This is a genomic window from Pseudooceanicola aestuarii (genome assembly GCF_010614805.1).
Taxonomy (GTDB): domain Bacteria; phylum Pseudomonadota; class Alphaproteobacteria; order Rhodobacterales; family Rhodobacteraceae; genus Pseudooceanicola; species Pseudooceanicola aestuarii.
The window spans coordinates 1,632,911-1,655,291 of record NZ_JAAFZC010000001.1 but is presented as its reverse complement, the minus strand read 5'-3'; the positions used below and the strand labels follow the sequence as shown (position 1 = coordinate 1,655,291).

Sequence of the window (22,381 nt, the reverse complement as noted above, 5' to 3'; positions counted from 1 at the left end):
CGGTGGACCCGGCCGGGCGTCAGCCCGCCTGCGTCTGTGCGATGGGCGATACGGTCGCGGCGGGGGCAGTCGCCGGGGTCGCAGCCGGGCCGACCTTTTCCACCACCGGGGCCGGGACGGTGGTCGCCGCCGCATCCGCCGGGGTGGCCGCAACCGGAGCGCGGCGCTGGCGTGGCGCCTTGGGGCCGAACCAGTCTCGGTTCTGGACCAGCCAGTTCTCGATCAGCTTGGCGGCGTTGCGCGTCAGGTTCTCCATCTGCTCTTCCGCCGACTTCGTATAGCCCGACCCGACCAGCGTATCGCCCGACAGGCTTTCGAAGACGGTGATCTGCTCCGGCTTTTCGGTCAGCTTCTTCTGCTCCAGATCATCCCAGACGCTGACATTGACGATCAGGATCGACTTGGGCGACAGAACCAGCGGGATGCCGGGCTGGGCCAGCACATAACCCTCGATGGAGACGCCAAGATGATACATCTTGTCCCCGTCATAGCGCGAGAACCGTTCATCGATGGCCTTCTTCATCGCGGCGGCAAAGACTTCCTGATCCGCTTCGCGCGACATCGGCCCGCGCTGCATCTTGGAGGAGACGACGACGTTGTGGCCCAGGCTGAAATCGCCCAGATCGCGGGTCGGCCCGTCCAGATCATTGGCGTTGGTGCAGGCCGTCACCAGAAGCCCGAGGGCCAGAACCAGAAAAGTGCGCAACATGTTTTGTCCGTTCCGTAAGCGTTCCGGGCCGGCAAAGCCCTGTCCGGGGATAGCCGAAGGGGGACGTTGTTGCAAATGGCTTGTCCCCGCGCGCCGGGCAGAGGCGCCTTTGCCGGCGGCCCCCGCGCGCCTATATCGGAGGAGACCGCCGAAAGGACTGCCATGCCCCGCGCCCGATCCGTTCCTGCCCCTGCCCTGCCGGTGCGCGTTCCGTTGGTGACCGAACCGATGGGAATCCTGCGATCGCTGCGCACCGCGCGGCACAACGTGCTGGCCATCATCCCCGACATCGCCACCCGCCAGCCCATCGTCTCGGGCAGGACCGGCGTGCGCTGGCACATGCTGATGGATCCCGAAGCGATCCGCCGCGTCCTGCTGGAGAAGGTCGACCATTACCCCAAGTCCGACGTGACCAAAAACCTGCTGCGCCCTGCCATCGGCGAAGGTCTGTTCGTCGCGGAGGGCGCGCATTGGCGCTGGCAGCGGCGCGCGGTGGCGCCGGTCTTTTCGCATCGCAATGTCGCGGGGCTGGGCCCGGTGATGACAGCGGCGGCCGCGCGCAGCGCCGAGCGGATCGCCGGGGCCGGCCCGAACGCTGTCAACGTCGCGGAAGAGATGGTCAGGGCGACCTTCGAGGTGATCTCGGACATCACCTTTTCCGGCGGCCGGGCCTTTGACCGCGACGCGGTGCACCGCGCCATCGACGCCTATATCGCCGAGGCCGGGCGCGTCTCGCTGTTCGATATCCTGGGTGTGCCGGGCTGGGTGCCGCGACCGGGGCGGCTGATGTCCGGGACGGCGCTGCGGCAGATGAAATCCGTGGCCGACGATGCAATCACCGCGCGCCGCGAACGGGGCGCTCCGGAGGGCTCGCCCGACCTGCTGGACCTGCTGATGACCGCCGAAGACCCCAAGTCAGGCCGCGCGATGAGCGACGCGGAAATGCGTGACAACCTGCTGACCTTCATCGTTGCGGGGCACGAGACGACGGCCCTGACGCTGGGCTGGGCGCTCTATCTCTGCGGGTTCGACCCGCAGGTGCAGGAGGCCGCCGCCGGTGAAGCCCGCGCCCTGCTGGGCAATCGCGCGGCCAGGGCGGAGGACGTGCCGGCCCTGCCGCTGACCCGCGCGATCATCGACGAGACGCTGCGCCTTTATCCGCCGGCGGCGTTCCTGTCGCGCAATGCGCGGGCCGATGACGAGCTCTGTGGACGGCGGGTGCGTGCCGGAGATACGGTGATGCTGCCGATCTACGCGCTGCACCGCAATCACCTGCTGTGGGACGATCCCGACAGCTTTGACCCAGGCCGATTCGCGGATCGCACGTCGGTGCCGCGCTATGCCTACCTGCCGTTCGGTGACGGGCCGCGCATCTGCATCGGGGCGCAATTCGCGGTGCAGGAGGCGGTCATCGTGCTGGCCACGCTGCTGGCGCGGTTCCGGTTCCGGCGAGTGCCGGGGCGCGATCCGGCCCCGGTGATGATCATCACCCTGCGCGCCGAAGGCGGCGTCTGGCTGGAGGCGGAACCACGGGAAACCCAGCCCGCCTGACACCCTTCCCGGCCAGAGGCCCCATCAGGCAGAATCGCCTGCCAGGACCGGCAGGCGCAGGGCATCAGGTGAACTTGTTGTCTCGCGGGAACCCGCGCGGCGCCATGCGTCCGGCCGTGGCACGCTTGCCCAGCCATTCGGACAGGTCGGCCTCTGTCCGGGTGCGCCCGGCGGGATCGTGCCAGGACAGACCGTCCACCAGGGTCAGGGTGCGCAGGTCGGACAGGCCGCCGTCCTTGTATTTCTGCAACCGAACGCCCTTGCCCCGGCCCATCTCGGGCAACTCGTCCAGCGGGAAGACCAGAACCTTGCGATTTTCCCCCACCACGGCGACGTGATCGCCCTGCACCGGCTTGCAGATCATCGCCCGCACGCCATCGCGCACGTTCAGGACCTGTTTGCCGCTGCGGGTCTGGGCCAGAACCTCGCCCTCTGCCACGATGAAGCCATCCCCGGCCGAGGAGGCGACGATCAGCCGACCGCCCGGCGCGTGAATGCGCATCTCCACGATCTCCGCCTCGTTGGGCAGATCGACCATCAGGCGCAGCGGTTCGCCCATGCCGCGCCCGCCCGGCAGGTTGGACGCCAGCAGCGTATAGATCCGCCCGTTGGAGGCAAAGACCAGGATCTTGTCGGTCGTTTCCGCATGGAACGCGAATTGCCCCTCGTCGCCGTCCTTGAACTTGAACGCCTGGGTCAGGTCCACATGGCCCTTCATCGCCCGAATCCAGCCCATGCGCGAACAGACGATGGTCACCGGCTCCTTCTCGATCATGGCTTCCAGAGGCACGTCCTCGGCCTCGGCCGCCGCCTCGATCAGGGTGCGGCGGGCACCGAATTCGTAATCCTTGCCCAAGGCCTTGCGCGTTTCCTTCAGTTGGTCGGCGATGCGCGACCATTGCACTTCGGGGTTGTCCAGCAGGTCTTCGATCTCGGCACGTTCGGCCATCAGCCGGTCGCGTTCCGAGACCAGTTCCATTTCCTCCAGCCGCCGCAGCGACCGCAGGCGCATGTTCAGGATCGCCTCGGTCTGAAGCTCCGTCAGCTCCCCTTCGCTATCCAGCCCGAGAGGCGAGACATAGGCCGATTCCTCCGCCGCGCGCGCCCGCTTCTTCGACCAATCCTCCGCCATCAGCGCCGCCTTGGGATCGTCGTCATAGCGGATGATATCAATCACGCGATCCAGGTTCAGGAAGGCGGTAATCAGCCCCTCCAGAATTTCCAGACGGCGGTCGATCTTGCCCAGCCGGTGCCGCGACCGGCGCAGCAGAACCTCCTGCCGGTGATCGAGGAAGGCGCGCAGCACCTCCTTGAGCGAGCAGACCTTGGGCGTGACCCCATCCACCAGCACGTTCATGTTCAGCGAGAACCGGACCTCCAGCTCCGAATTGCGGAACAACAGGTTCATCAGAACCTCAGGGTCCACCGTCTTGGAGCGGGGTTCCAGAACCATGCGCACGTCATCGGTGCTTTCGTCGCGGATATCGGCAAGAATCGGAGTCTTCTTGGTCTGGATCAGCTCGGCGATCTTTTCGATCAGGCGCGATTTCTGCACCTGGAACGGGATCTCCGTCACCACGATCTGCCATTGGCCGCGCGGCAGTTCCTCGATCTCCCAGCGGGCGCGCAGACGGAAGGCCCCCCGGCCGGTGCTGTAGGCGCGGGCGATGTTTTCCGGGCTCTCCACCAGCACACCGCCGGTGGGAAAATCGGGGCCGGGCACGTATTGCAGCAGCGTATCGTCGCGCGCATCGGGCGTCTTGATCAGGTGCAGGCAGGCGCCGATCAGTTCACTTGCGTTATGGGGCGGGATATTCGTCGCCATCCCCACCGCGATCCCCGAGGCGCCATTGGCCAGCAGATTGGGAAACGCCGCCGGAAGCACGGCAGGTTCCGTCAGCGTGCCGTCGTAATTATCCCGGAAATCAACGGCATCTTCATCCAGCCCCTCCATCATCGCCTCGGCGATGAAGGTCAGCCGCGCCTCCGTGTACCGGGAGGCCGCCGGGTTGTCTCCATCGATATTGCCGAAGTTGCCCTGCCCGTCGACCAGCGGGTAGCGCATGTTGAAGTCCTGCGCCAACCGGGCCATCGCATCATAGATCGCCTGATCACCATGGGGGTGGTAATTGCCCATCACATCGCCCGAGATCTTGGACGATTTGCGGAACCGGCCCGAGGGCGCCAGCTTCAGCTCTCGCATGGCGAACATGATGCGCCGGTGCACCGGCTTCAGCCCGTCACGGGCGTCAGGCAGGGCCCGGTGCATGATCGTGGACAGGGCGTAGGTCAGATATCGGTCGCCGATGGCACGGCGCAGCGGTTCTGCCAGTTCGCCTTTGCCCAGGCTGGGGGTGTCGGGGTTGTCGGTCATGGGCTGCTGATATCCGTGGCGATTGTCGGCGTAAAGAAGACACTCCGTTTCCGTCACAAAACCTTCCCCGTCCTGCCCGGAGAATCAGCGTATCAAGGAACCATTCACGAGGATGAGCGTTTTCTTGCCAACAGGGCAAACCGTATTTTTTGAGAGGTGATCCGGTCATGAAGAAATTCCTGGTTGTCACGACTTTTTTCCTGGGCTGGGCCTTTTACGAGGTCAGCGGTGGCGCGGAGTTCGATCCGGCTGAAACGACCTTTTCCGCCACTGCCGCTGAACCCGTCTCCGCCGCGCCGATCGTCTCCACCCGCTCTGCCGTCGCGTCCGACACTGCGGCGACGGCCAGCCAGACCGGCAAGATGCGCGTCCCCGACAAGCCCGCCGACACCGAGACGGCCACCGCCCCGGCGCCCTCTCCGGCCGTTGCCGACCTGCCGCTGGTCGTGGTGACCAAGGCCTCGCTGTCGCCCGAGATTGCGCAGGCGCTGGAACAGGCCCGCGCCCCGGTCCAGGCAGAACCCGCCGCAGATATCCGTCAGGTGGCCGGTTCGCGGGTGAACATGCGCAGCGGTCCCGGCACGCGCTATTCCGTCATGGCCAGCCTGCGCGAGGGCCAGGACGTCGAGATCCTGCAAGAGCCGGGCAACGGCTGGGTGAAACTGCGGGTGATCGACGGCGGGCGCATCGGCTGGATGGCCGACTGGCTTGTCACGGCGTCGAATTGATCGGCTGATCGCCCCGCCGCCCATCCCCCCGAGGCCACGGGCGGGACGGGCCCCCGCACGCCCCCCTTCCCCGGCCCGAACGCCCCCAAGCATACCTCTTGTGCTGGCGGCGCCGGACGGGCAGGTTTCGCCGATGACAGAACGTTCCATTCTCATCACCGGCTGTTCCTCGGGTATCGGGCGCGATGCCGCCCACGGGTTGCGCGCGCAGGGCTGGCGGGTCTTTGCCACCGCCCGCCAAGCGACGGATGTGGACCGGTTGCGCGACGATGGTTTTGACGCCGTTCGCATGGACTACGCCGACAGCGAAAGCCTGCGCGCCGGATTGGACCAGGTGCTGGCGACCACCGGCGGCACCCTGGACGCCCTGTTCAACAATGGCGCCTTCGCCATCCCCGGCCCGACCGAGGACATCACACGCGACGCCATGCGCGCCCAATTCGAGGCCAATTTCCTGGGCCCGCACGAGTTGACCAACATGGTGATCCCGGTGATGCGCGCGCAGGGGGCCGGGCGCATCGTCAATTGCTCCTCCGTGCTGGGGCTGGTCGCGGCGCCCTGGCGGGGCGCCTATGTTGCCTCCAAATTCGCGATGGAAGGGCTGAGCGATACGCTGCGCCTCGAGATGGCGGGGACCGGCATTTACGTCATCCTGATCGAGCCGGGCCCCATCGCCACCGATTTCCGCAAGAACGCGATCCGGGCCTTTGAAGCCTGGGTCGATTGGGAAAACTCCGCCCGTGAGGAGCAATACCGCGCCAACCTGCTGGATACGCTTTACAAACGTGGGGACGCGGGCAAACCGCAACGGTTCGAGCTGGGGCCCGAGGCCGTGACTCGCGCCCTGATCCGCGCGCTGGATGCCCCGCGCCCCCGGCCGCGCTATTTCGTGACCGTGCCGACCTGGGGCGCCGCCGTGATGCGCCGGGTGCTGCCAGCCCGGATTCTGGACCGCATCACCCGCAGCGCCTGAGCGCGCCCCCCCCTGCGCGCAAAAGACCCGTTCGCATTTGCCCGCCGGACCGCTACATCTAGCGCAGCAACGAAAAGGAGCCGCCGATGGCCAATGATCCCCTGTTCCTGGTCGCGATCGCCGCCGTTCTGTCCGTCGCCGTCATCCTGATGTTCGGGATCGGCGGCTTCGCACGCGGCGTGGACGGAAAGAAATCCAACAAGATCATGCAGCTGCGCATCGCCGCGCAATTCGTGGCCGTGGTGTTGGTGCTGTTCTTCGTATGGATGAGAAGCGGAGGCTGACCATGGTTGTTCTGTCCAAGATCTATACCCGCACCGGCGATGGCGGAGAGACCGCCCTGGGCGATGGCACGCGGGTGCCCAAACCCTCCCTTCGGGTGGAGGCCTACGGCACTGTCGATGAAACCAACGCGACGCTGGGCCTGGCCCGGCTGCATGCGGATGGGGAGATGGATGCCGCCCTGGCGCGCATCCAGAACGACCTGTTCGACCTGGGCGCCGACCTTTGCCGCCCCGGGATGGACCAGGACGCCGCCGCCGAATACCCGCCATTGCGTGCCACCCCCGCCCAGGTGGCGCGGCTGGAAGCGGAAATCGACACCATGAACGCCAATCTTTCGCCGTTGCGCAGTTTTGTCCTGCCGGGCGGGTCGGCGCTTGCCGCCCATCTGCACCTGTGCCGCACCGTCTCACGGCGGGCCGAACGGCTGGCGGTCGCCCTGATGGCCGAAGAGGGCTGCAACCCGGCGGCGGTGAAATACCTCAACCGCCTGTCAGACTGGTTCTTCGTCGCCTCCCGTCTGGCCAATGACGGCGGGGCGGGTGACGTGCTGTGGGTGCCCGGCGCCAATCGCGACTGATCAGCGCAACGCCGCGTCCCCCTTGCCGCCACCTGCCGGATGGGCCATCCTGTGATCGTTCTCAGGGCGGGGCGAAATTCCCCACCGGCGGTAAGCGGCAGGTCCGCAAGCCCGCGAGCGCCCCGCGCCACCGGTGCGGGGGTCAGCAGATCAGGTGCAATTCCTGGGCCGACGGTCATAGTCCGGATGAAAGAGAACGAGCATTCGTTCCCGCAAAGCGGGAGCGTTTTGCCCGTGATCGCCTTGGGTGACGTGTCAGTCATGAAAGGAGATCACATTGACACTTGCCCGATATGCCTTCGTCAAAGCCAATTGGCATTCCGACATCGTGGACCGCGCGCTTGACGGGTTTCTCAGGATCATTCCGGCCGAACAGGTGGATGTCTACGATGTGCCCGGCGCGTTCGAAATGCCGCTGGTCGCGCGGGATCTGGCGGCGACGGGCCGCTATGCCGCCATCGCCTGTGCCGCGTTCGTGGTGGACGGCGGGATCTACCGCCACGATTTCGTCGCGGCCGCGGTGGTCGAGGGGCTGATGCGCGCCGGGATGGATACCGGAGTGCCCGTGCTCTCCGTCTCGCTGACGCCGCACCAATATCAGGAGACGGCGCATCACGACGCGATCTTCCGCGCCCATTTCGTGCAGAAAGGGGAAGAGGCGGCGCAGGCCGCGCTCAGCATCGGGCGGACCCGCGCGGCCATCGCGGCCTGAGCCGAACCGCAGCCGCGCGCCCCTGCCCGATCGGCTTCGCCGGACAGGTTACAGAACCGGGGCATGGCGGGACGGAGCCGGCGGCGCGATACCGGGCGAAAGGATCAGCCCCCGCGGCCTCGGACCGTCGCACCGGCCAGATCGGCATGAACCGGGGCGGCGGTACTGCTGCCCATGACAACGGCGATGTCGGATCCAAGCTGATCGGCCAGCACCCGCAGAAAGATCTGTCTATGCCGCTCCTGCATTTGCCAGGGCGGCTCCGCTCTCTGCGTCTGGGGCATTCTCTCGGCGATGGCCACACTGTGCCCACCTTCTTGCTGCTGTGCAGAACAAGGGTCTGCAGGTCGGGGCGGGTTACAGGATCGGCGCGGGGCGGTCATGGTGGCTCCTTTCGCGGGGCGACAGGATCATCCTGCGACAGGATTGCGATTTTCGCAATGGCGTTTTTGCGAAAATTCTTCAAGCTTGCCGCAGCGCCTATCCCCCCACCGCACGGCGCACGGTTTCCATGCGGTCCCCGTTCGGCGGATGCGTGCCCAGGAACCTGTCCCCGGGATCGGGAATGCGGGTAAAGTAGCGGGCACCGCGCACCGCGTCATAACCGGCGGATTGGGCGATACGGGCCCCCAGGGCATCGGCCTCCAGTTCGAATTGCTTGGAATAGCTGCGCGCCCCCAGTGCGGCGCCGATACGGGTCGCCAGCTCGACCCCCGCGCCGGACACGCCGGTAGCGGCGGCCCACCCGCCAAACACCTCGGCCCCGGCGGTGGCGTTCACGCGCTGGCGGTCCAGATGGGCCAGGATGTGATGCGCCGCCTCGTGGCTCATGACAAAGGCCAGCTCGTCCGGGTTGCGCACATCCGCGATCAACCCCAGCGTGAAGGCGAGGACCGGTCGGCCGGTGCTGTCCAAGGTCTGAAACGCGTTTACCCCCTGGCCGGGACGATCATCCACCACGATCTGGAAATCGCAATCGGCCGCCGGTGCCGTTGTACGGCAATTGCGTTCGGCCACCGGCTCCACCGTGCGGACGACGCTGGTGAACTGGCGCACCGCCGCCTCTGCCGAAAGCGCTGGACTGTCGTTGGCGACAGGCACCTGCGGGCGCGGCGGCGCCTGCATCGGCGCGGCACAGCCCGCCAGCGCCAGCCCCGCCGCGATCAGCGCACCCCCTGTCCATCTCATGCCTGCGGCCTCTCGAAAGCTGATGTTCGCGGCAGAATAGCATCCCCGTTGCGCGGCGGCAGCCCGCAATCTCGCACGCCCATCAAGACCCGCGCATTAAAGGATGACGCGGGCGCGTCCGGCTTCTACGCTGGGGTCATGTTTACCATCGAACACGAATTCGACTCGACCGTGATCACCCTCGTGGACGAGGCCGGGCCGCATCTTCAGGAAGACGTGGTGATCAACGCCTTCGAGGATTGTATCACCGTCGAACAATATGACCCGCGCACCGACCAGGTGATCCGCATCACCCTGTCACCCAGTCAGCTGGACGACCTGGGACTGGCGCTGGACCTGCCCGAGGGCAGCTACCGACGGGTGCTCACACCCGAAGGTTAGCGCCTATTCCGCGATCCTGAACACCTTGTCCCGCGCCGTTTGGCCCTGTTCCAGCACCAGCGCGGATTTCGGCACGCCCAGGCAGCGGGCCAACAGCTTGACCACCGCCGCATTGGCGCGCCCAGCCTCCGGCACCGTGGTGACCCGCACGCGGATCGCGCCATCCTGTACCGTCACCTGATTGCTGGCGGCGCGTGGCGTGACCCGCACGGCAATCGTGGCGCCGGGGCGTGCCAGGGCGGAGAGGTCGGGCAAGTGTCTTGCCATCGCGGGGGCCGGGCCTTTTTGCCAGGGGGACGGTGCGACGGGTTGCGGTGCCGTCCGGCTGCGGTCAGTCTGTCGCGACTGAAATCGGGGAGGCGACGCGATGTCAACGGGGTTCTACTGGGACGAACGGTGCTTTTGGCACACCGGGGGAAACTACGCCCTGACAATGCCGGTGGGCGGGCTGGTGCAACCCATGGCCGCCGGCGGCCTGCCCGAACACCCGGAGACAAAGCGCCGCCTGCGCAATCTGATGGAGGTCACCGGCATCACTGCTGATCTGGAGATGCGGCACGCCCCCGCCGCCAGTGATGATGACCTGCTGCGCGTGCACCCCGCGCCCTATCTCTCCACCTTCAAGGAGATGTCGGAGGCCGGCGGCGGAGAGCTGGGCCTGCGCACCCCCTTTGCCAAGGACGGCTACGAGATCGCCCGCCTGTCCGCAGGGCTGGCGATCCGCGCGGTGGAGGACGTGCTGCGTGGCAGCGTCGCCAACGCCTATGCCCTGTCGCGCCCGCCGGGGCACCATTGCCTGCCGGACTGGCCCAACGGGTTCTGCCTGTTGGCCAATATCGCCCTGGCGGTCGAGGCCGCGCAGGCCAAGGGGCTCGCGGGACGCATCGCGGTGGTGGATTGGGACGTGCATCACGGCAATGGGACCGAACAGATTTTCTATGACCGGGACGACGTGCTGACGATTTCCGTTCACCAGGAATACAATTACCCGCTGGACACCGGGGACATCACCGACCGGGGGCGCGGCAAGGGGCTGGGCTTCAACATCAACGTGCCGCTGCCGCCCGGCGTCGGCCATGTCGGCTACCTTGAGGCGATGGAACGGATCGTGCGCCCGGCGCTGGACCGGTTCCAGCCCGAGCTGATCATCGTCGCCTGCGGTTTCGACGCCGGGATCTTCGACCCGATCGCGCGGATGCTGTGTACCGCCCAGACCTTTGGCCTGATGACCCGCCAGATGATGGACGCCGCCGAGGCCCATTGCGACGGCAAGCTGGTGATGGTGCACGAAGGCGGCTATTCCGAGGCCTACGTGCCGTTCTGCGGCCACCGGGTGCTGGAGGAACTGTCAGGCTCGGACCGGCGGGCGCCGGACCCGATGGCCGCGACGGTGGCGACACGCCAGCCCAACGCGCAGGCCGATACCTTCATTCGCGGCCTGATCGGAGAGATGGCCGCCGTCCTGCTGTCCGATCCGCCCGCTGCGCCGCCACCCGACAGGGCCTGATCGGCGCGGGCACCCCCCTCGGGACCGCGCCGCCCATGCTTGCCGCTGCTCCCGGCGCCGGCTCTTGCTCCTGCCTTGCCCCGGCCTTGTGCGCCCCCGATCCCATCCCGGCGCCCGCACCGCCGCCCCGGATCGGGACCGCCCCTTGACCCGCCGCGCCGCAGGGCCGACATATCGCCCGTCCCTGACGGAGTGTCCCATGCCCGATCCCAACCCCGCCGCGCTGGAATTCCTGCTAACCCGACGGTCCCGACCGGCCAAGACGCTGATCCCGCCGGTGCCCACGGCGCAGGAGCTGACGCCGATCCTGACCGCCGCCGCCCGCAGCCCCGACCATGGCAAGCTGGAGCCCTGGCGCCTGATCGTCATCCAGGGCGCGGCCTTTGCCCGGCTGGCGGATCTGGCCGAAACCCGCGGTCGCGCGCTGAAGCTGGACGAGGAACAGATCGCCAAGGGCCGTGCGCAATATGATCAGGGCAACCTGGCCGTGGCGGTGATCTTCTCCCCCCAGGACAGCCCTAAGATCCCGCTGGTCGAACAACGCTACTCCGCCGGGGCCGTCTGCCTGGCGTTGCTGAACGCAGCGCTGGCGGCGGGCTGGGGCGCGAACTGGCTGACCGGCTGGCCCGTGCATGACGCGGATTTCCTGCGCGAAGGGCTGGAGGTCACCGCCCCCGAGGAAGTCGCCGGCCTGATCCATATCGGTACCGAACGCATGGTGCCGCCGGAACGCCCGCGCCCCGACCTGGACAGGATCACCACGTGGCTGTCGGCGTGATCCTCGCGGCGTTCCGCGCCGCCCTCTCGCAGATCGGTGACCCGCGATTCCGCCGCGTCCTGCTGCTGGGCGTCGGCCTGACCCTCGCCCTGCTGATCGCCAGCTATGCCGGGTTCCTGCTGCTGGTGCAATGGACCATGGGCGAAGAGGCGGTGATCCCGCTGATCGGGAAGGTGCAATGGCTGGACGACCTGGTGTCCATCACCGGCATCCTCGTGATGCTCTTCCTGTCGGTTTTCCTGATGGTGCCCGTCGCGTCCGCGATAACATCGATGTTTCTGGATGACGTGGCGCAGGCGGTGGAGGACCGGCATTACCCCCACCTGCCTCCGGCCCTGCGCATCCCGCTGTCCACGCAGATCAGCGATACGCTGGGGTTCCTGGGGGTGATCATCGCCGCCAACCTGGTGGCGCTGCTGCTCTATATCTTTCTGGCACCCGTGGCGCTGTTCATCTTCTGGGGTCTGAACGGGTTCCTGCTTGGCCGGGAATATTTCACCCTCGCCGCCATGCGCCGCGAGGGGCGCGACAGCGCCCGTGCCCTGCGCCGTCGCCACATGCCCACGATCTGGGCGGCGGGTGTGCTGATGGCGATTCCGCTATCGGTACCGCTGCTGAACCTGGTGATCCCGATCCTGGGCGCCGCGACGTTCACCCATATCTACCACCGCCTGACCCTGCGCGAGACCTCCCGCCGATAGGCGGAGGGTGCCGCATGCAGGCCCTACCCCTGCGGCGTTGCCATCCGGTTGAACCAGTCCAGGTCACGTATGGTGATCCACCCGGACATGATGATCCCGGCGATGATCGCGAACAGCAGCGTCGCGATCCCGGTGGTGATCCAGAGCTTGAGCTTCAGGTGATGCACCTCCGGCGCGCCGGATTGGGTGCCGGGGGTGACGTGACCCTCGTCCGCCTGGGTGCGTAGCCCCACGGGCACCACGCACAGCAGGGTCATGAACCAGATCACCGCATAAAGGACAATCGCCGAGGTGATGCCCATCAGACCTGCTCCAGCTCGACCAGGCAGCCGTTGAAATCCTTGGGATGCAGGAACAGCACCGGCTTGCCATGGGCGCCGATCTTGGGCTCTCCGCTGCCCAGCACGCGGGCGCCGGTGGATTGCAGATGATCGCGGGCGGCCAGGATGTCCTCCACCTCGTAGCAGATATGGTGGATACCGCCGGCCGGGTTCTTGTCCAGAAAGCCCTGAATCGGAGAGTTTTCGCCCAGCGGATACAGCAGTTCGATCTTGGTGTTGGGCAATTCGATGAAAATCACCGTGACCCCGTGATCAGGTTCGTCCTGCGGCGCGCCGACCTGCGCCCCCAACGCGGTGCGGTATTGGTCCGCCGCGGCCTGAAGATCCGGGACGGCGATGGCGACGTGGTTCAGACGTCCGATCATGGCATGGGCCTCCTTCTGTTCGGCATGGTTATGACGCCGCGGGAGGGGGCGCGCAACAGGCCGGACTGACGCAGCCCGGCCGCAGGCGCGAGAGGCAGGAAATCGTGGCGGCGTTTACCGGCTGTTAGCTCTCGGTGGCCTAGGATGAGGCGGCGCCATCTTCGGTCCACCATAGCCAGGGAACCGCATTCATGGATCTGTTTGCCACCCGTCCGGGTCCGACCACCGACCGCCCGTTGCTGGGCCTCACCATCCTGGTGGTGGAGGACAGCCGCTTCGCCGCCGAGGCGATGCGCCTGATGTGCCTGCGATCCGGTGCCCGGATCCGAAGGGCGGATTGCCTGCGATCGGCTCGCCGCCACTTGCAGACCTACCGGTCACAGGTTCTGATCGTCGATCTGGGCCTGCCGGACGGCAGTGGTCTGGACCTGCTGGTCGACCTGGCACCGTCCCCCGCCCGCCCGCATGCGGTAATCGCCATCTCGGGCGACCCGGCGGGCCGCGTTCCGGCGCTGCGGGCCGGTGCGGATGCCTTCATGGCGAAACCCGTGGCCGGGCTGGCAGAGTTCCAGCGCCAGGTCCTGCGATTGCTGCCCGTCGAATGGCAGACGCCCCTCCCCACTCCGGGGAGCCTCAGCCCTGTTCACCCTGACCCGCTGGCCCTGCGGGAGGATATGGAACGCGCTGCCGCGATGCTGCCCGATGCGGATCGGCGCACCCTGGGATATCTCTGCCGGTTTCTGGAGGGGGTTGCCGTCAGCTCCGGCGATGCTCCGCTGGTCGACGCGGTGCGCCGCATCCGCAACGGCCCTGACAGCGGCGCAGCCCGCAACATCGCCGGCCTGAACCGCATCCTTGAGGATCGCCTTGCCACGCAACCCCTCATCTGACCGCAAACGCCCCACCCGATCGGCATCGGGCAGGGCGGGTCTGTGGCGCAAGGGGTTGCCCGATCCGGGGCCCCAATCTTTGGGGCCCAAACTTGGGGGATAGACGGGCCAGGCGTCGTACGGGCGGGAGGGGCGCTCAGCTCCGGTTGCATCGTGGTGCTGGACCCGGACGCCAGCCCGGGAGACCAGGCCGGCGGATTAGGCCTGCGCATCAGGCCCGCAGGCCGAACCGGCGGACCTGACCGGCGCTCAGGCGGTGGCGACCAGGCGCGTGGCGAATTCGGTCAAACGGCGGGATTGATGCGCCACGGCGGCACGGCCCGCATCGTCAAAGGCGCCTGCCTTGATCGACGTCCCGTAGGGGTTGCCCCCCGCCTCGCCCACGGCAGGATCGGTATAGCCCGGCGCCACGATCAGCGATCCCCAATGCATGATGGTGGTGTAAAAGCTCAGGATCGTCGCTTCTTGCCCGCCATGGGCGTTCCCGGCGCTGGTAGTCGCGGTGACAACCTTGTTCGCCAGCTTGCCTTCCTGCCAGATCGGCCCGCAGGTATCGATGAAGCTGCGCACCTGGCTGGGCACATTGCCATAGCGCGTCGGCATGGAGAAAAAGTAGCCGTCGGCCCAATCCAGATCGTCATGGCTCAGGTCAGGGATATCGCTGTGGGCGGCCAGTTGGTCCTTCCACGCATCCTGTGTGTTCACCACAGCCTCGGGGGCGGTCTCGGCGAACCGGCGCAGACGCACTTCGGCGCCGGCCTCACGCGCGGCGCGGGCGGCTTCGTCGGCCACGGCATGGTTGGTGCCATAGGTGGAATAATAGGCGACAAGGATCTTGGGGGTGGTCATGGTTGGCCTCCTTTCGGCATGGATGTAATGCATCCATGTCGCAATTCGTTCCGGACTGCACCGCTCAGACCCTGTGCGCCTGCGCACGGCGGGGCGGACAGCAAAAAGTGTGACCCCTGCCAAGAGGACGGCCCGCATGACAGACCCCTCGCTGGACCATTTCGAGACGATCGCCCGGTCGGTGGTCGCCGAATTCCCCGATGCCTTTCGCCGCGCGGCAGAAGCCGTGCTGATCCGCGTTGCCGATTGGCCCGCAGCCGACATGTTGCGCGATCTGGGCATGGATCACCCTGAGGAGCTGACCGGTCTCTACGAAGGCATTGCAATGACGGACAAATCCGTCTGGGACGGCCCCGTCGCCCCCGATACGGTCTGGCTGTTTCGAAAACCGATCCTGATCGAATGGCGCGATCGGGGCGATGTCACCCTGGACGAGCTGATCGCCCATGTGACGGTGCATGAATTCGCCCATCATTTCGGCTGGTCCGACGATGATATCGCCAGCATCGACCGCTGGTGGGAATGATCACGAAGTCATCCCGACCGGCCGGCCCATCCCCATGCCCAGCCTCTGCGCTAAAAGGCGCCCATCGCAAGCCCGGCGCCCAGGGCCGCGCCCAGCTCGGTACAGCGGGTCAGGTCTTCGCCGCCGATCCGCTTGGTCGCCATGATCTTTTCCCGTGTGTCGGCATGGGTGCAGATGACCAGCGGCGGCTGCACCTCCCGCAGGCGCCAGCCGGTGGCGATTCGCGCGGTCTGGCGGGCGGCATTCGACCCGTCGGTCCCGGCGCAGACCATCTGAGCATAGGGGCGTCCCTCGATCCGGCCCAACACCTCGTAATAGCTGCGATCGAAGAAATCCTTCATCACGCCCGAGATCGCGGCCAGGTTCTCGGGCGCGCAAAAGAGATACCCGCTCGCGGCCAGCAGATCCTCCGGCCCGGCCTCCGGCGCTGCGATCAGCGCGGTCTCGACCTCCGCCTCCGCCGCGCAGGCGGCGGCTTGCGCCATCTGACGCGCCCCGCCGGTGCGCGAATGGTAGACGACAAGCAACCGTGCCATGGCCAGCCTAGCCCGGATCGCGCCAGCGGTTCACGATGGGATACCGCCGATCCAGCCAGAAGGCGCCCTTGGTCAGCCGGGTGCCGGGCGCGGATTGGAAACGCTTGTATTCGCTGAGATAGATCAGCCGCTCGACCTTTTTCACCACATCCGCGTCATGCCCCGCCGCCACGCAATCCGCGACAGAGGCATCCTGATCCACCAGCATCTCCAGGATCGCGTCCAGCACCGGGTAATCGGGCAGCGAATCACTGTCCTTCTGATCCTCCCGCAACTCCGCCGAGGGTGGCTTGGAAATCACCCGTGCGGGAATGACCTCGCCCGCCGTGGCCATCATCCAGGGCCGGTGATTGGCATTGCGCCAGCGGCATTGTTCGAACACGCGAGTTTTGTAAAGATCCTTGATCGGATTGTAGCCGCCCGCCATGTCGCCGTAGATCGTGGCATAGCCGACCGCGACTTCGGACTTGTTGCCGGTGGTCAGCAGCATCTCGCCGAACTTGTTGGACAGCGCCATCAGCAGAAGCCCACGCAGGCGGGACTGGATGTTTTCCTCGGTCAGGTCGGGTTCGGTGCCTTCGAACAGCGGGGCCAGCGTGGCGGTGATCGCCTGCCGGCCCTGCGCGATGGGCACGTAATCGTAGCGGCAGCCCAGGGCACGAGCGACGGCCTCCGCATCCTCCAGCGAGGCGGAGGAGGTGTATTCCGACGGCAGCATCACGCAGCGCACGTTCTGTGGCCCGATGGCGTCGGCGGCAATGGTGGCCACGATGGCCGAATCGATCCCCCCCGACAGGCCCAGCAGCACCTTGGTAAACCCTGTCTTGCCCAGGTAATCACGCAGGGACAGGACCATGGCGCGGTAATCCTGCTCCCATTCGTCGGGATGGGCGGTGATCTCCTGCGGGGTGATGCGCCAACCTTCGGCCCCGCGCACCAGGTCGATGTGGCGCAGACCGGTTTCGAACACGGGCATCTGCATCGCAATCTCACCGCCGGGGTTCAGCGCGAAGCTGCCGCCGTCAAAGACCTGATCATCCTGACCGCCCACCATGTTCAGGTAGATCAGCGGCAGCCCCGTCTCCACCACGCGGGCCACCATGTGGTTCAACCGGGTCTCGAACTTGCCGCGATAATAGGGTGATCCGTTGGGCACCAGCAGGAATTCCGCGCCGGTTTCCTCCAGCGTTTCGGCGACTTCCGGGTGCCAGGCATCTTCGCAGACAGGCGATCCGATGCGCACGCCGTCCACCGCATAAGGCCCGCCCAAGGGGCCGGCGTCAAAGATGCGAACCTCGTCGAACACCGTCTCGTTGGGCAGGTTATGCTTCAACGCACGGTGCGTCACCTGCCCGCCCTTGAGAATATACAGCGCATTGTAGAGAGAGGCCCCTTCGACATGCGGCCCGCCGATGGCCAGTGCCGGTCCGTCCGCACATTCGCGCGCCAGTTGCTCCAGCGCGGCGATGGCCGTCTGATGAAAGACCGGCTTTTCCACCAGGTCCTGCGTGTTGTAGCCGGTGATGAACATTTCCGTCAGGGCCACCAGGTCGGCCCCGGCGTCACGCCCGGCCTCCCAGGCGGCGCGGGCCTGGGCGGCATTGCCCGCGATATCGCCCACGACGGGGTTCAGTTGTGCCAGCGTGATGCGAAAACTGTCAGCCATGCCATGCCTCCTTGGATCAGGACCGTGTTACCGGCGCCCGGCATGAAGGAAAAGGTGAAACACCAAGGGGTGTTGCGAGGCCACGCGCCATCACATAGGTTTTGATCGAAAGCATGGGATGGGAGAGACCATGGCACCGCGCGCCACACCATTGATCCAGGCCGCCCTCTGGGCCGCTTTGACCGCGACCCCCGTCCTGTCGCAGAACAGCCAGGTCCAGACCAAGCAATATGACGACGGGGGCATCTACGAAGGCACGTTCCAGGACGGGCTGCAACATGGCACCGGCACCTACCGGCTGCCCAACGGATATGAATATACCGGCGACTGGGTTGAGGGGGAGATCCGCGGCCAGGGTCGCGCCCGGTTCCCGAACGGATCGGTCTACGAAGGCGAATTCGCCAAGGGCAAGCCGGACGGCATCGGCAAGATCGTGTTCTCCGACGGCGGCACCTACGAAGGGGAATGGGCCGAAGGCAAGATCATGGGCCAGGGCGTGGCCAATTACGCCAACGACGTCCGCTACGAAGGTGGGTTCCGCAATGCCATGCACCACGGGCGCGGCACGATGGAAAGCCCGTCGGGCTATGTCTACGAAGGCGATTGGGTCAACGGCGTCAAGGAAGGCCAGGGCAAGATCACCTATCCCGACGGCGCCGTCTACGAGGGCGCCATCACCCGTGGCGAGCGGGAAGGTGAAGGCACCCTGACCATGCCCGACGGGCTGATCTATTCCGGCACCTGGTCGAACGGGCAGATCAACGGCAACGGCCGCCTGACCCAGCCCAACGGCGACATCTACGAAGGCGAGCTGGCCGAGGGTCAGCGCCAGGGCCAGGGCAAGGTCACCTACGCCAATGGCGACGTCTACGACGGGGAATTCCAGGACGACAAGCGCCACGGCCAGGGTACCTTTGTCGGCACCGACGGCTACCGCTACGAGGGCGCCTGGCTCGACGGTCAGATCGCCGGCGAGGGCACGGTCACCTATCCCGACGGCTCCGTCTACGTGGGCACATTCAGTGGCGATCTGGCTGATGGCACGGGGAAGATCACCTATCCCGACGGCTCGACCTACGAAGGGCAATGGGTCGCCGGCGTGATCGAGGGCGAAGGCACTGCCACCTACCCCAACGGACTGACCTACAAGGGAAATTTCAAGAACGCGCGCAACCATGGCTTTGGCGTCATGACCTATGACGACGGCTACACCTACGAAGGCAACTGGGTCGAAGGCGAGCGCGAGGGCCAGGGGAAGGCCACCTATCCGGACGGCACTGTTTACGAGGGCGACTTCGCCGGCGGCCAGCGCCACGGCCAGGGCCGGATCACAATGCCCGACGGCTTCTCCTACGAAGGCGCCTGGCAGGATGGTGAAATCTCGGGCGAGGGCATGGCCACCTACGCCAATGGCGACACCTATCGCGGCATGTTCCAGGACGGGCGGCGCCAGGGCGACGGCACGATGACCTACGCCAGCGGAGAAACAGCCTCCGGCGACTGGACCAACGGCGTGCTGGACGAACAGGTGGACGGCGCCGAAGATGGGACGGAGGCCGACGCCGACGAACCCACCGGGAGCGAATAACACCTTCGGGCAGACGGTTTCGGGGCATGGGCCAAGCGTCCGCCCCAACCGCCACCGCCCGCCGGACAGCACCCCGGCCAGGCACCGCTCCGCCCGCCCGAGCAGGTTGCCGGTGCCCTGTCCAGCTCGGCTTGTCGGGAAGTCCGGTAATCCATACCGCGCCTATCGCGGCGCAGCTCGGAAGCCTTTCCGGCCCCCTTCCGGGTGCGGCGCCTTGTTGCCTTCGGGCGAAAAATACCGGCCGCGCAGCGATGGCGCCCCGCAGGGGCGCCATGTGGATCGCCGCCCGTGGCGGCGATGCCTCCGGCGGCGGTACTTGCACGCCCGAAGGGGGCCCCGTCACACAGCAACGGCAACCGTCGGATCAGAGCTGTTCCATCACCTCGTCGGAGGCTTCGAAATTGGAGGTAACGCGCTGCACGTCGTCGTCGTCTTCCAGCGCATCCAGCAGCTTCATCAGCTTCTGCATGTTCTCCAGGTCCATTTCCGTGGTGGTGACGGGTTTCCAGATCAGCTTGGTCGAGGTGCTTTCGCCCAGTTCCCCCTCCAGCGCGGTGGAAACGTCATTCAGGTCGGTGTCGGCGCAATAGATGATATGTCCGTCCTCGGAACTGTCGACATCCTCGGCACCCGCCTCGATCGCGGCCATCATCACCGTATCGGCGTCGCCCGCATCAGAAGGGTAGATGACCTCTCCCTTGCGTTCGAACATGAACCCGACAGAGCCGGTTTCACCCAGGTTCCCTCCGTTCTTGGAGAAGGTGGAGCGGACGCTGGACGCCGTTCGGTTGCGGTTGTCGGTCATTGCCTCGACAATGATCGCCACGCCGTTGGGGCCGTAGCCCTCATAGCGGATTTCCTCGTATTCATCGCCATCGCCGCCCTGTGATTTCTTGATCGCGCGTTCGATCACGTCCTTGGGCACGGAGTTCGATTTCGCCTCCTTTACCGCGAGGCGCAGGCGGGGGTTCTTTTCGGGGTCGGGGTCGCCCATCTTGGCGGCCACCGTGATCTCCTTCGAGAGCTTGGAAAAAAGTTTCGACCGCGCGGCATCCTGGCGCCCCTTGCGGTGCTGGATGTTCGCCCATTTTGAATGGCCTGCCATGTCGATCTCTCCGCCTTGTCCGTTCTGGTCGCGCCTTATTAATTCAGGCGCGGGCGGGCCTGCAAGCCCGGTTGCAAGGTCGGTCCCGCCACAGCGGCTACATCGGCCAGATCAGCGGGATCGCGGCCGAGACGACCAGACCCATGGTCAGGTTCAGCGGAATGCCCACCCGCAGAAAATCCGAGAATTTGTACCCCCCCGGCCCGAAGATCAGAGTGTTCGTCTGGTAGCCGATGGGCGTGGCAAAGCTGGCCGATGCGGCGATCATCACCGCGATCACCAGCGGCCGGGGATCCAATCCCGTCGCCGTGGCGATGCCGATGGCGATCGGGGTGACAACCACGGCCACCGCGTTGTTGGATACCAGTTCGGTCAACACCGAAGTCAGCAGGTATATCGCCCAGATCACGAAGAACGGCGGCAGCCCGGCCAGCCAGGGGGCCAGCCCCTCGGCGATGAGGGTTACCGCGCCGGTATGTTCCAGCGCCGCGCCGATCGCCAGCATGGAGAAGATCAGCGCCAGAAGGCGCCCATCGACAAAGCCGAAAGCCTCGTCCGCGTCGATGCAACGGGTGATCAGCACCACCGCAACCGCCACCACCGCCAGCAGAAAGATCGGTGCCACGCCGAATCCTGCCAGCGCCACGATGGCCAACAGCGCGATCATGGCGATAGGCGCATGTTCGCGACGATAGGCGCGCGCGGTAGGGGTAGCGACGTCGACCATGTCCATTTCCCGCGCCAGGCGGCGAATGTCCTCCGGGGCGCCTTCCAGCAGCAGGGTATCGCCGACGCGGACCACCAGGTCTTCGAGCTGGCGGCCGATGTTCTGATTGCGCCGGTGTACCGCAAGCGCATAGACGCCGTAGCGCCGCCGCAACCGCATGGAGCCGAGAGACCGCCCGACCATCTTGCAGCCCGGGGTGATCAGCGCTTCGACCGTCGTCGTCTCCACGGCGGAGATCTGGTCGACGCGCTTCAGGCTCTTGTCGCGTTGCAGGGACAGCAATTCGGTGATCTGGCTGCGCAGAACCACGCGGTCCCCCACCTGAAGCTTCACCCCTTCCAGGTCGTGGCGCAGCGATTCGTCGCCGCGTACGACGTCGATCAGGCGCACGCCTTCGCGTTTGAACAACTGCACGCCCTGAACTTCGCGGTCGATCAGATTGCTGTCGGGGGGGATCACCGCCTCCGTGAAGAACTTCATCTTGGACCGGTCCGACAGCATGGAGGCCATGGACGTCCGGCGCGGCAGGATCCAGGGCCCCAGCACTCCGAGGTAGAGCGCGCCCCAGGCCACCACCACCAGCCCGATCGGCGTCACCTCGAAAATGGAAAACGGTTCAAGCCCCTGGCTGCGCGCCACGCCGTCCACCAGCAAATTGGTCGAGGTGCCGATCAGGGTCAGCGTACCGCCCATGATCGCGGCATAGGACAGCGGCATCAGCAGACGCGATGGCACGACGTTCAGCTTCCGTGCCAGTTGAACGAACACCGGGATCATCACCACCACCACCGGCGTGTTGGACACGATGGCGGAGCAGAAAACCACGAAGATCAGCAAGGACAGCACCGCCAGGCCGGGACTGCGCTCGGCCAGCCGTTCGGTGGAGCGGGTGAATTCCTCCAGCGCGCCAGTACGTACCAGCGCGCCCATCACGATGAACATAGCCGCGATGGTCCAGGGCGCGGGGTTCGACAGCACCGCCAGCCCCTTGTCATAGGGCAGCAGGCCCAGGGCCAGCATCAGGCTGACCCCGGCGATGGCGACGACTTCGGTCGGGTAGTATTCCCGCACGAACAGGATGAACATGATCACCACGACACCGATGGCCAGAACCGCCTGGCCGGTGGCGCCGATTTCTAGAAACGGCATGTTGCGTATCGCCTTCGGACTTCGGGCTGGGGCTTCGTGGGGGATATCTAGTCAAAGCGCCCGCGTCGGGGCAAGCGCGGGATGACATGACGCCGGCAGGACGCCGCGCGGGTGAGCGGGCCGGCACCGGGTTGCCCGGCCGACGGGCAAGGCGGCAATGGCCCGCAGGCCCGGC

The 22,381-nt window shown here is 66.3% G+C and carries 24 protein-coding genes and 1 riboswitch; of the genes, 13 read left to right on the top strand and 11 right to left on the bottom strand.

Annotated features, from left to right (window positions below):
* Positions 1 to 19: 19 nt before the first annotated feature.
* Complete coding sequence (locus G5A46_RS07840) at positions 20 to 709, bottom strand: hypothetical protein (protein WP_163848850.1); 690 nt, start codon at positions 707 to 709, stop codon at positions 20 to 22.
* 162 nt (positions 710 to 871) lie between these two features.
* Here G5A46_RS07840 and G5A46_RS07835 point away from each other — a divergent pair, with 162 nt between their 5' ends.
* Positions 872 to 2,260, top strand: coding sequence for a cytochrome P450 (locus G5A46_RS07835; RefSeq protein ID WP_239520667.1), 1,389 nt, complete (start codon positions 872 to 874; stop codon positions 2,258 to 2,260).
* Positions 2,261 to 2,324: 64 nt separating this feature from the next.
* Here G5A46_RS07835 and G5A46_RS07830 read toward each other — a convergent pair whose 3' ends face one another.
* Positions 2,325 to 4,634, bottom strand: coding sequence for a DNA topoisomerase IV subunit A (locus tag G5A46_RS07830; RefSeq protein ID WP_163848848.1), 2,310 nt, complete (start codon positions 4,632 to 4,634; stop codon positions 2,325 to 2,327).
* A gap of 167 nt (positions 4,635 to 4,801) precedes the next feature.
* Between G5A46_RS07830 and G5A46_RS07825 the strand changes: the two genes are divergently transcribed.
* From G5A46_RS07825 to G5A46_RS07805, 5 genes are all read left to right on the top strand, one after another.
* The gene (locus G5A46_RS07825; RefSeq protein WP_163848846.1) at positions 4,802 to 5,362 is read left to right on the top strand and encodes an SH3 domain-containing protein; all 561 of its coding nucleotides are present in this window, start codon (positions 4,802 to 4,804) and stop codon (positions 5,360 to 5,362) included.
* Positions 5,363 to 5,495: 133 nt separating this feature from the next.
* Entirely contained in the window at positions 5,496 to 6,335 is an 840-nt protein-coding gene (locus tag G5A46_RS07820) for an SDR family NAD(P)-dependent oxidoreductase (protein ID WP_163848844.1), read from the top strand.
* An 86-nt stretch (positions 6,336 to 6,421) separates the two neighbouring features.
* Positions 6,422 to 6,619 (top strand): twin transmembrane helix small protein, encoded by a 198-nt coding sequence (locus G5A46_RS07815; RefSeq protein WP_163848842.1) that lies wholly within the window; start codon positions 6,422 to 6,424, stop codon positions 6,617 to 6,619.
* Positions 6,620 to 6,621: 2 nt separating this feature from the next.
* The gene (locus tag G5A46_RS07810) at positions 6,622 to 7,197 is read left to right on the top strand and encodes a cob(I)yrinic acid a,c-diamide adenosyltransferase (RefSeq protein WP_163848840.1); all 576 of its coding nucleotides are present in this window, start codon (positions 6,622 to 6,624) and stop codon (positions 7,195 to 7,197) included.
* A 53-nt stretch (positions 7,198 to 7,250) separates the two neighbouring features.
* Positions 7,251 to 7,399: riboswitch (FMN riboswitch) on the top strand.
* Positions 7,400 to 7,474: 75 nt separating this feature from the next.
* Entirely contained in the window at positions 7,475 to 7,909 is a 435-nt protein-coding gene (locus G5A46_RS07805) for a 6,7-dimethyl-8-ribityllumazine synthase (RefSeq protein ID WP_163848838.1), read from the top strand.
* Positions 7,910 to 8,389: 480 nt separating this feature from the next.
* Here G5A46_RS07805 and G5A46_RS07800 read toward each other — a convergent pair whose 3' ends face one another.
* Entirely contained in the window at positions 8,390 to 9,097 is a 708-nt protein-coding gene (locus tag G5A46_RS07800; protein WP_163848836.1) for a M48 family metallopeptidase, read from the bottom strand.
* 138 nt (positions 9,098 to 9,235) lie between these two features.
* On the opposite strand from G5A46_RS07800, the gene G5A46_RS07795 reads away from it, so the two are divergent.
* Entirely contained in the window at positions 9,236 to 9,478 is a 243-nt protein-coding gene (locus G5A46_RS07795) for a hypothetical protein (RefSeq protein ID WP_163848834.1), read from the top strand.
* A gap of 3 nt (positions 9,479 to 9,481) precedes the next feature.
* Here G5A46_RS07795 and G5A46_RS07790 read toward each other — a convergent pair whose 3' ends face one another.
* Positions 9,482 to 9,745 (bottom strand): DUF167 domain-containing protein, encoded by a 264-nt coding sequence (locus tag G5A46_RS07790; protein WP_163848833.1) that lies wholly within the window; start codon positions 9,743 to 9,745, stop codon positions 9,482 to 9,484.
* Between the two features lie 100 nt (positions 9,746 to 9,845).
* Here G5A46_RS07790 and G5A46_RS07785 point away from each other — a divergent pair, with 100 nt between their 5' ends.
* From G5A46_RS07785 to G5A46_RS07775, 3 genes are all read left to right on the top strand, one after another.
* Positions 9,846 to 10,985 carry a class II histone deacetylase gene (locus G5A46_RS07785; RefSeq protein WP_163848831.1) on the top strand — a complete coding sequence of 380 codons (1,140 nt, stop codon included), beginning with the start codon at positions 9,846 to 9,848 and terminating at the stop codon, positions 10,983 to 10,985.
* A 199-nt stretch (positions 10,986 to 11,184) separates the two neighbouring features.
* Entirely contained in the window at positions 11,185 to 11,763 is a 579-nt protein-coding gene (locus G5A46_RS07780) for a nitroreductase family protein (RefSeq protein WP_163848829.1), read from the top strand.
* Complete coding sequence (locus G5A46_RS07775) at positions 11,748 to 12,464, top strand: EI24 domain-containing protein (RefSeq protein WP_239520665.1); 717 nt, start codon at positions 11,748 to 11,750, stop codon at positions 12,462 to 12,464. The genes G5A46_RS07780 and G5A46_RS07775 overlap by 16 nt, the downstream gene beginning before the upstream one ends.
* A gap of 23 nt (positions 12,465 to 12,487) precedes the next feature.
* Here G5A46_RS07775 and G5A46_RS07770 read toward each other — a convergent pair whose 3' ends face one another.
* Both G5A46_RS07770 and mce read right to left on the bottom strand, forming a co-directional pair.
* Entirely contained in the window at positions 12,488 to 12,766 is a 279-nt protein-coding gene (locus tag G5A46_RS07770) for a DUF1467 family protein (protein WP_163848827.1), read from the bottom strand.
* The gene (gene mce, locus G5A46_RS07765; RefSeq protein WP_163848824.1) at positions 12,766 to 13,170 is read right to left on the bottom strand and encodes a methylmalonyl-CoA epimerase; all 405 of its coding nucleotides are present in this window, start codon (positions 13,168 to 13,170) and stop codon (positions 12,766 to 12,768) included. Before mce ends, G5A46_RS07770 begins: the two co-directional genes overlap by 1 nt.
* Before the next feature lie 191 nt (positions 13,171 to 13,361).
* Between mce and G5A46_RS07760 the strand changes: the two genes are divergently transcribed.
* Positions 13,362 to 14,060 carry a response regulator gene (locus G5A46_RS07760; RefSeq protein WP_163848823.1) on the top strand — a complete coding sequence of 233 codons (699 nt, stop codon included), beginning with the start codon at positions 13,362 to 13,364 and terminating at the stop codon, positions 14,058 to 14,060.
* Positions 14,061 to 14,309: 249 nt separating this feature from the next.
* On the opposite strand, the gene wrbA is transcribed toward G5A46_RS07760, so the two are convergent.
* Positions 14,310 to 14,909: an NAD(P)H:quinone oxidoreductase gene (gene wrbA, locus G5A46_RS07755; RefSeq protein ID WP_163848821.1), complete on the bottom strand. Its 600-nt coding sequence runs from the start codon at positions 14,907 to 14,909 to the stop codon at positions 14,310 to 14,312.
* A 136-nt stretch (positions 14,910 to 15,045) separates the two neighbouring features.
* Between wrbA and G5A46_RS07750 the strand changes: the two genes are divergently transcribed.
* The gene (locus tag G5A46_RS07750; RefSeq protein WP_163848819.1) at positions 15,046 to 15,435 is read left to right on the top strand and encodes a metallopeptidase family protein; all 390 of its coding nucleotides are present in this window, start codon (positions 15,046 to 15,048) and stop codon (positions 15,433 to 15,435) included.
* A 50-nt stretch (positions 15,436 to 15,485) separates the two neighbouring features.
* Here G5A46_RS07750 and G5A46_RS07745 read toward each other — a convergent pair whose 3' ends face one another.
* Both G5A46_RS07745 and G5A46_RS07740 read right to left on the bottom strand, forming a co-directional pair.
* Complete coding sequence (locus tag G5A46_RS07745; protein ID WP_163848817.1) at positions 15,486 to 15,971, bottom strand: NAD(P)H-dependent oxidoreductase; 486 nt, start codon at positions 15,969 to 15,971, stop codon at positions 15,486 to 15,488.
* Between the two features lie 7 nt (positions 15,972 to 15,978).
* Complete coding sequence (locus G5A46_RS07740) at positions 15,979 to 17,637, bottom strand: NAD+ synthase (RefSeq protein WP_163848815.1); 1,659 nt, start codon at positions 17,635 to 17,637, stop codon at positions 15,979 to 15,981.
* A gap of 130 nt (positions 17,638 to 17,767) precedes the next feature.
* Here G5A46_RS07740 and G5A46_RS07735 point away from each other — a divergent pair, with 130 nt between their 5' ends.
* A complete protein-coding gene (locus G5A46_RS07735) occupies positions 17,768 to 19,225 on the top strand; it encodes an MORN repeat-containing protein (RefSeq protein WP_204318713.1) in 1,458 nt (485 codons plus the stop codon).
* 364 nt (positions 19,226 to 19,589) lie between these two features.
* Here G5A46_RS07735 and G5A46_RS07730 read toward each other — a convergent pair whose 3' ends face one another.
* Complete coding sequence (locus G5A46_RS07730) at positions 19,590 to 20,330, bottom strand: YebC/PmpR family DNA-binding transcriptional regulator (RefSeq protein WP_163848812.1); 741 nt, start codon at positions 20,328 to 20,330, stop codon at positions 19,590 to 19,592.
* Positions 20,331 to 20,427: 97 nt separating this feature from the next.
* Entirely contained in the window at positions 20,428 to 22,206 is a 1,779-nt protein-coding gene (locus tag G5A46_RS07725) for an SLC13 family permease (protein ID WP_163848810.1), read from the bottom strand.
* Positions 22,207 to 22,381 lie beyond the last annotated feature (175 nt).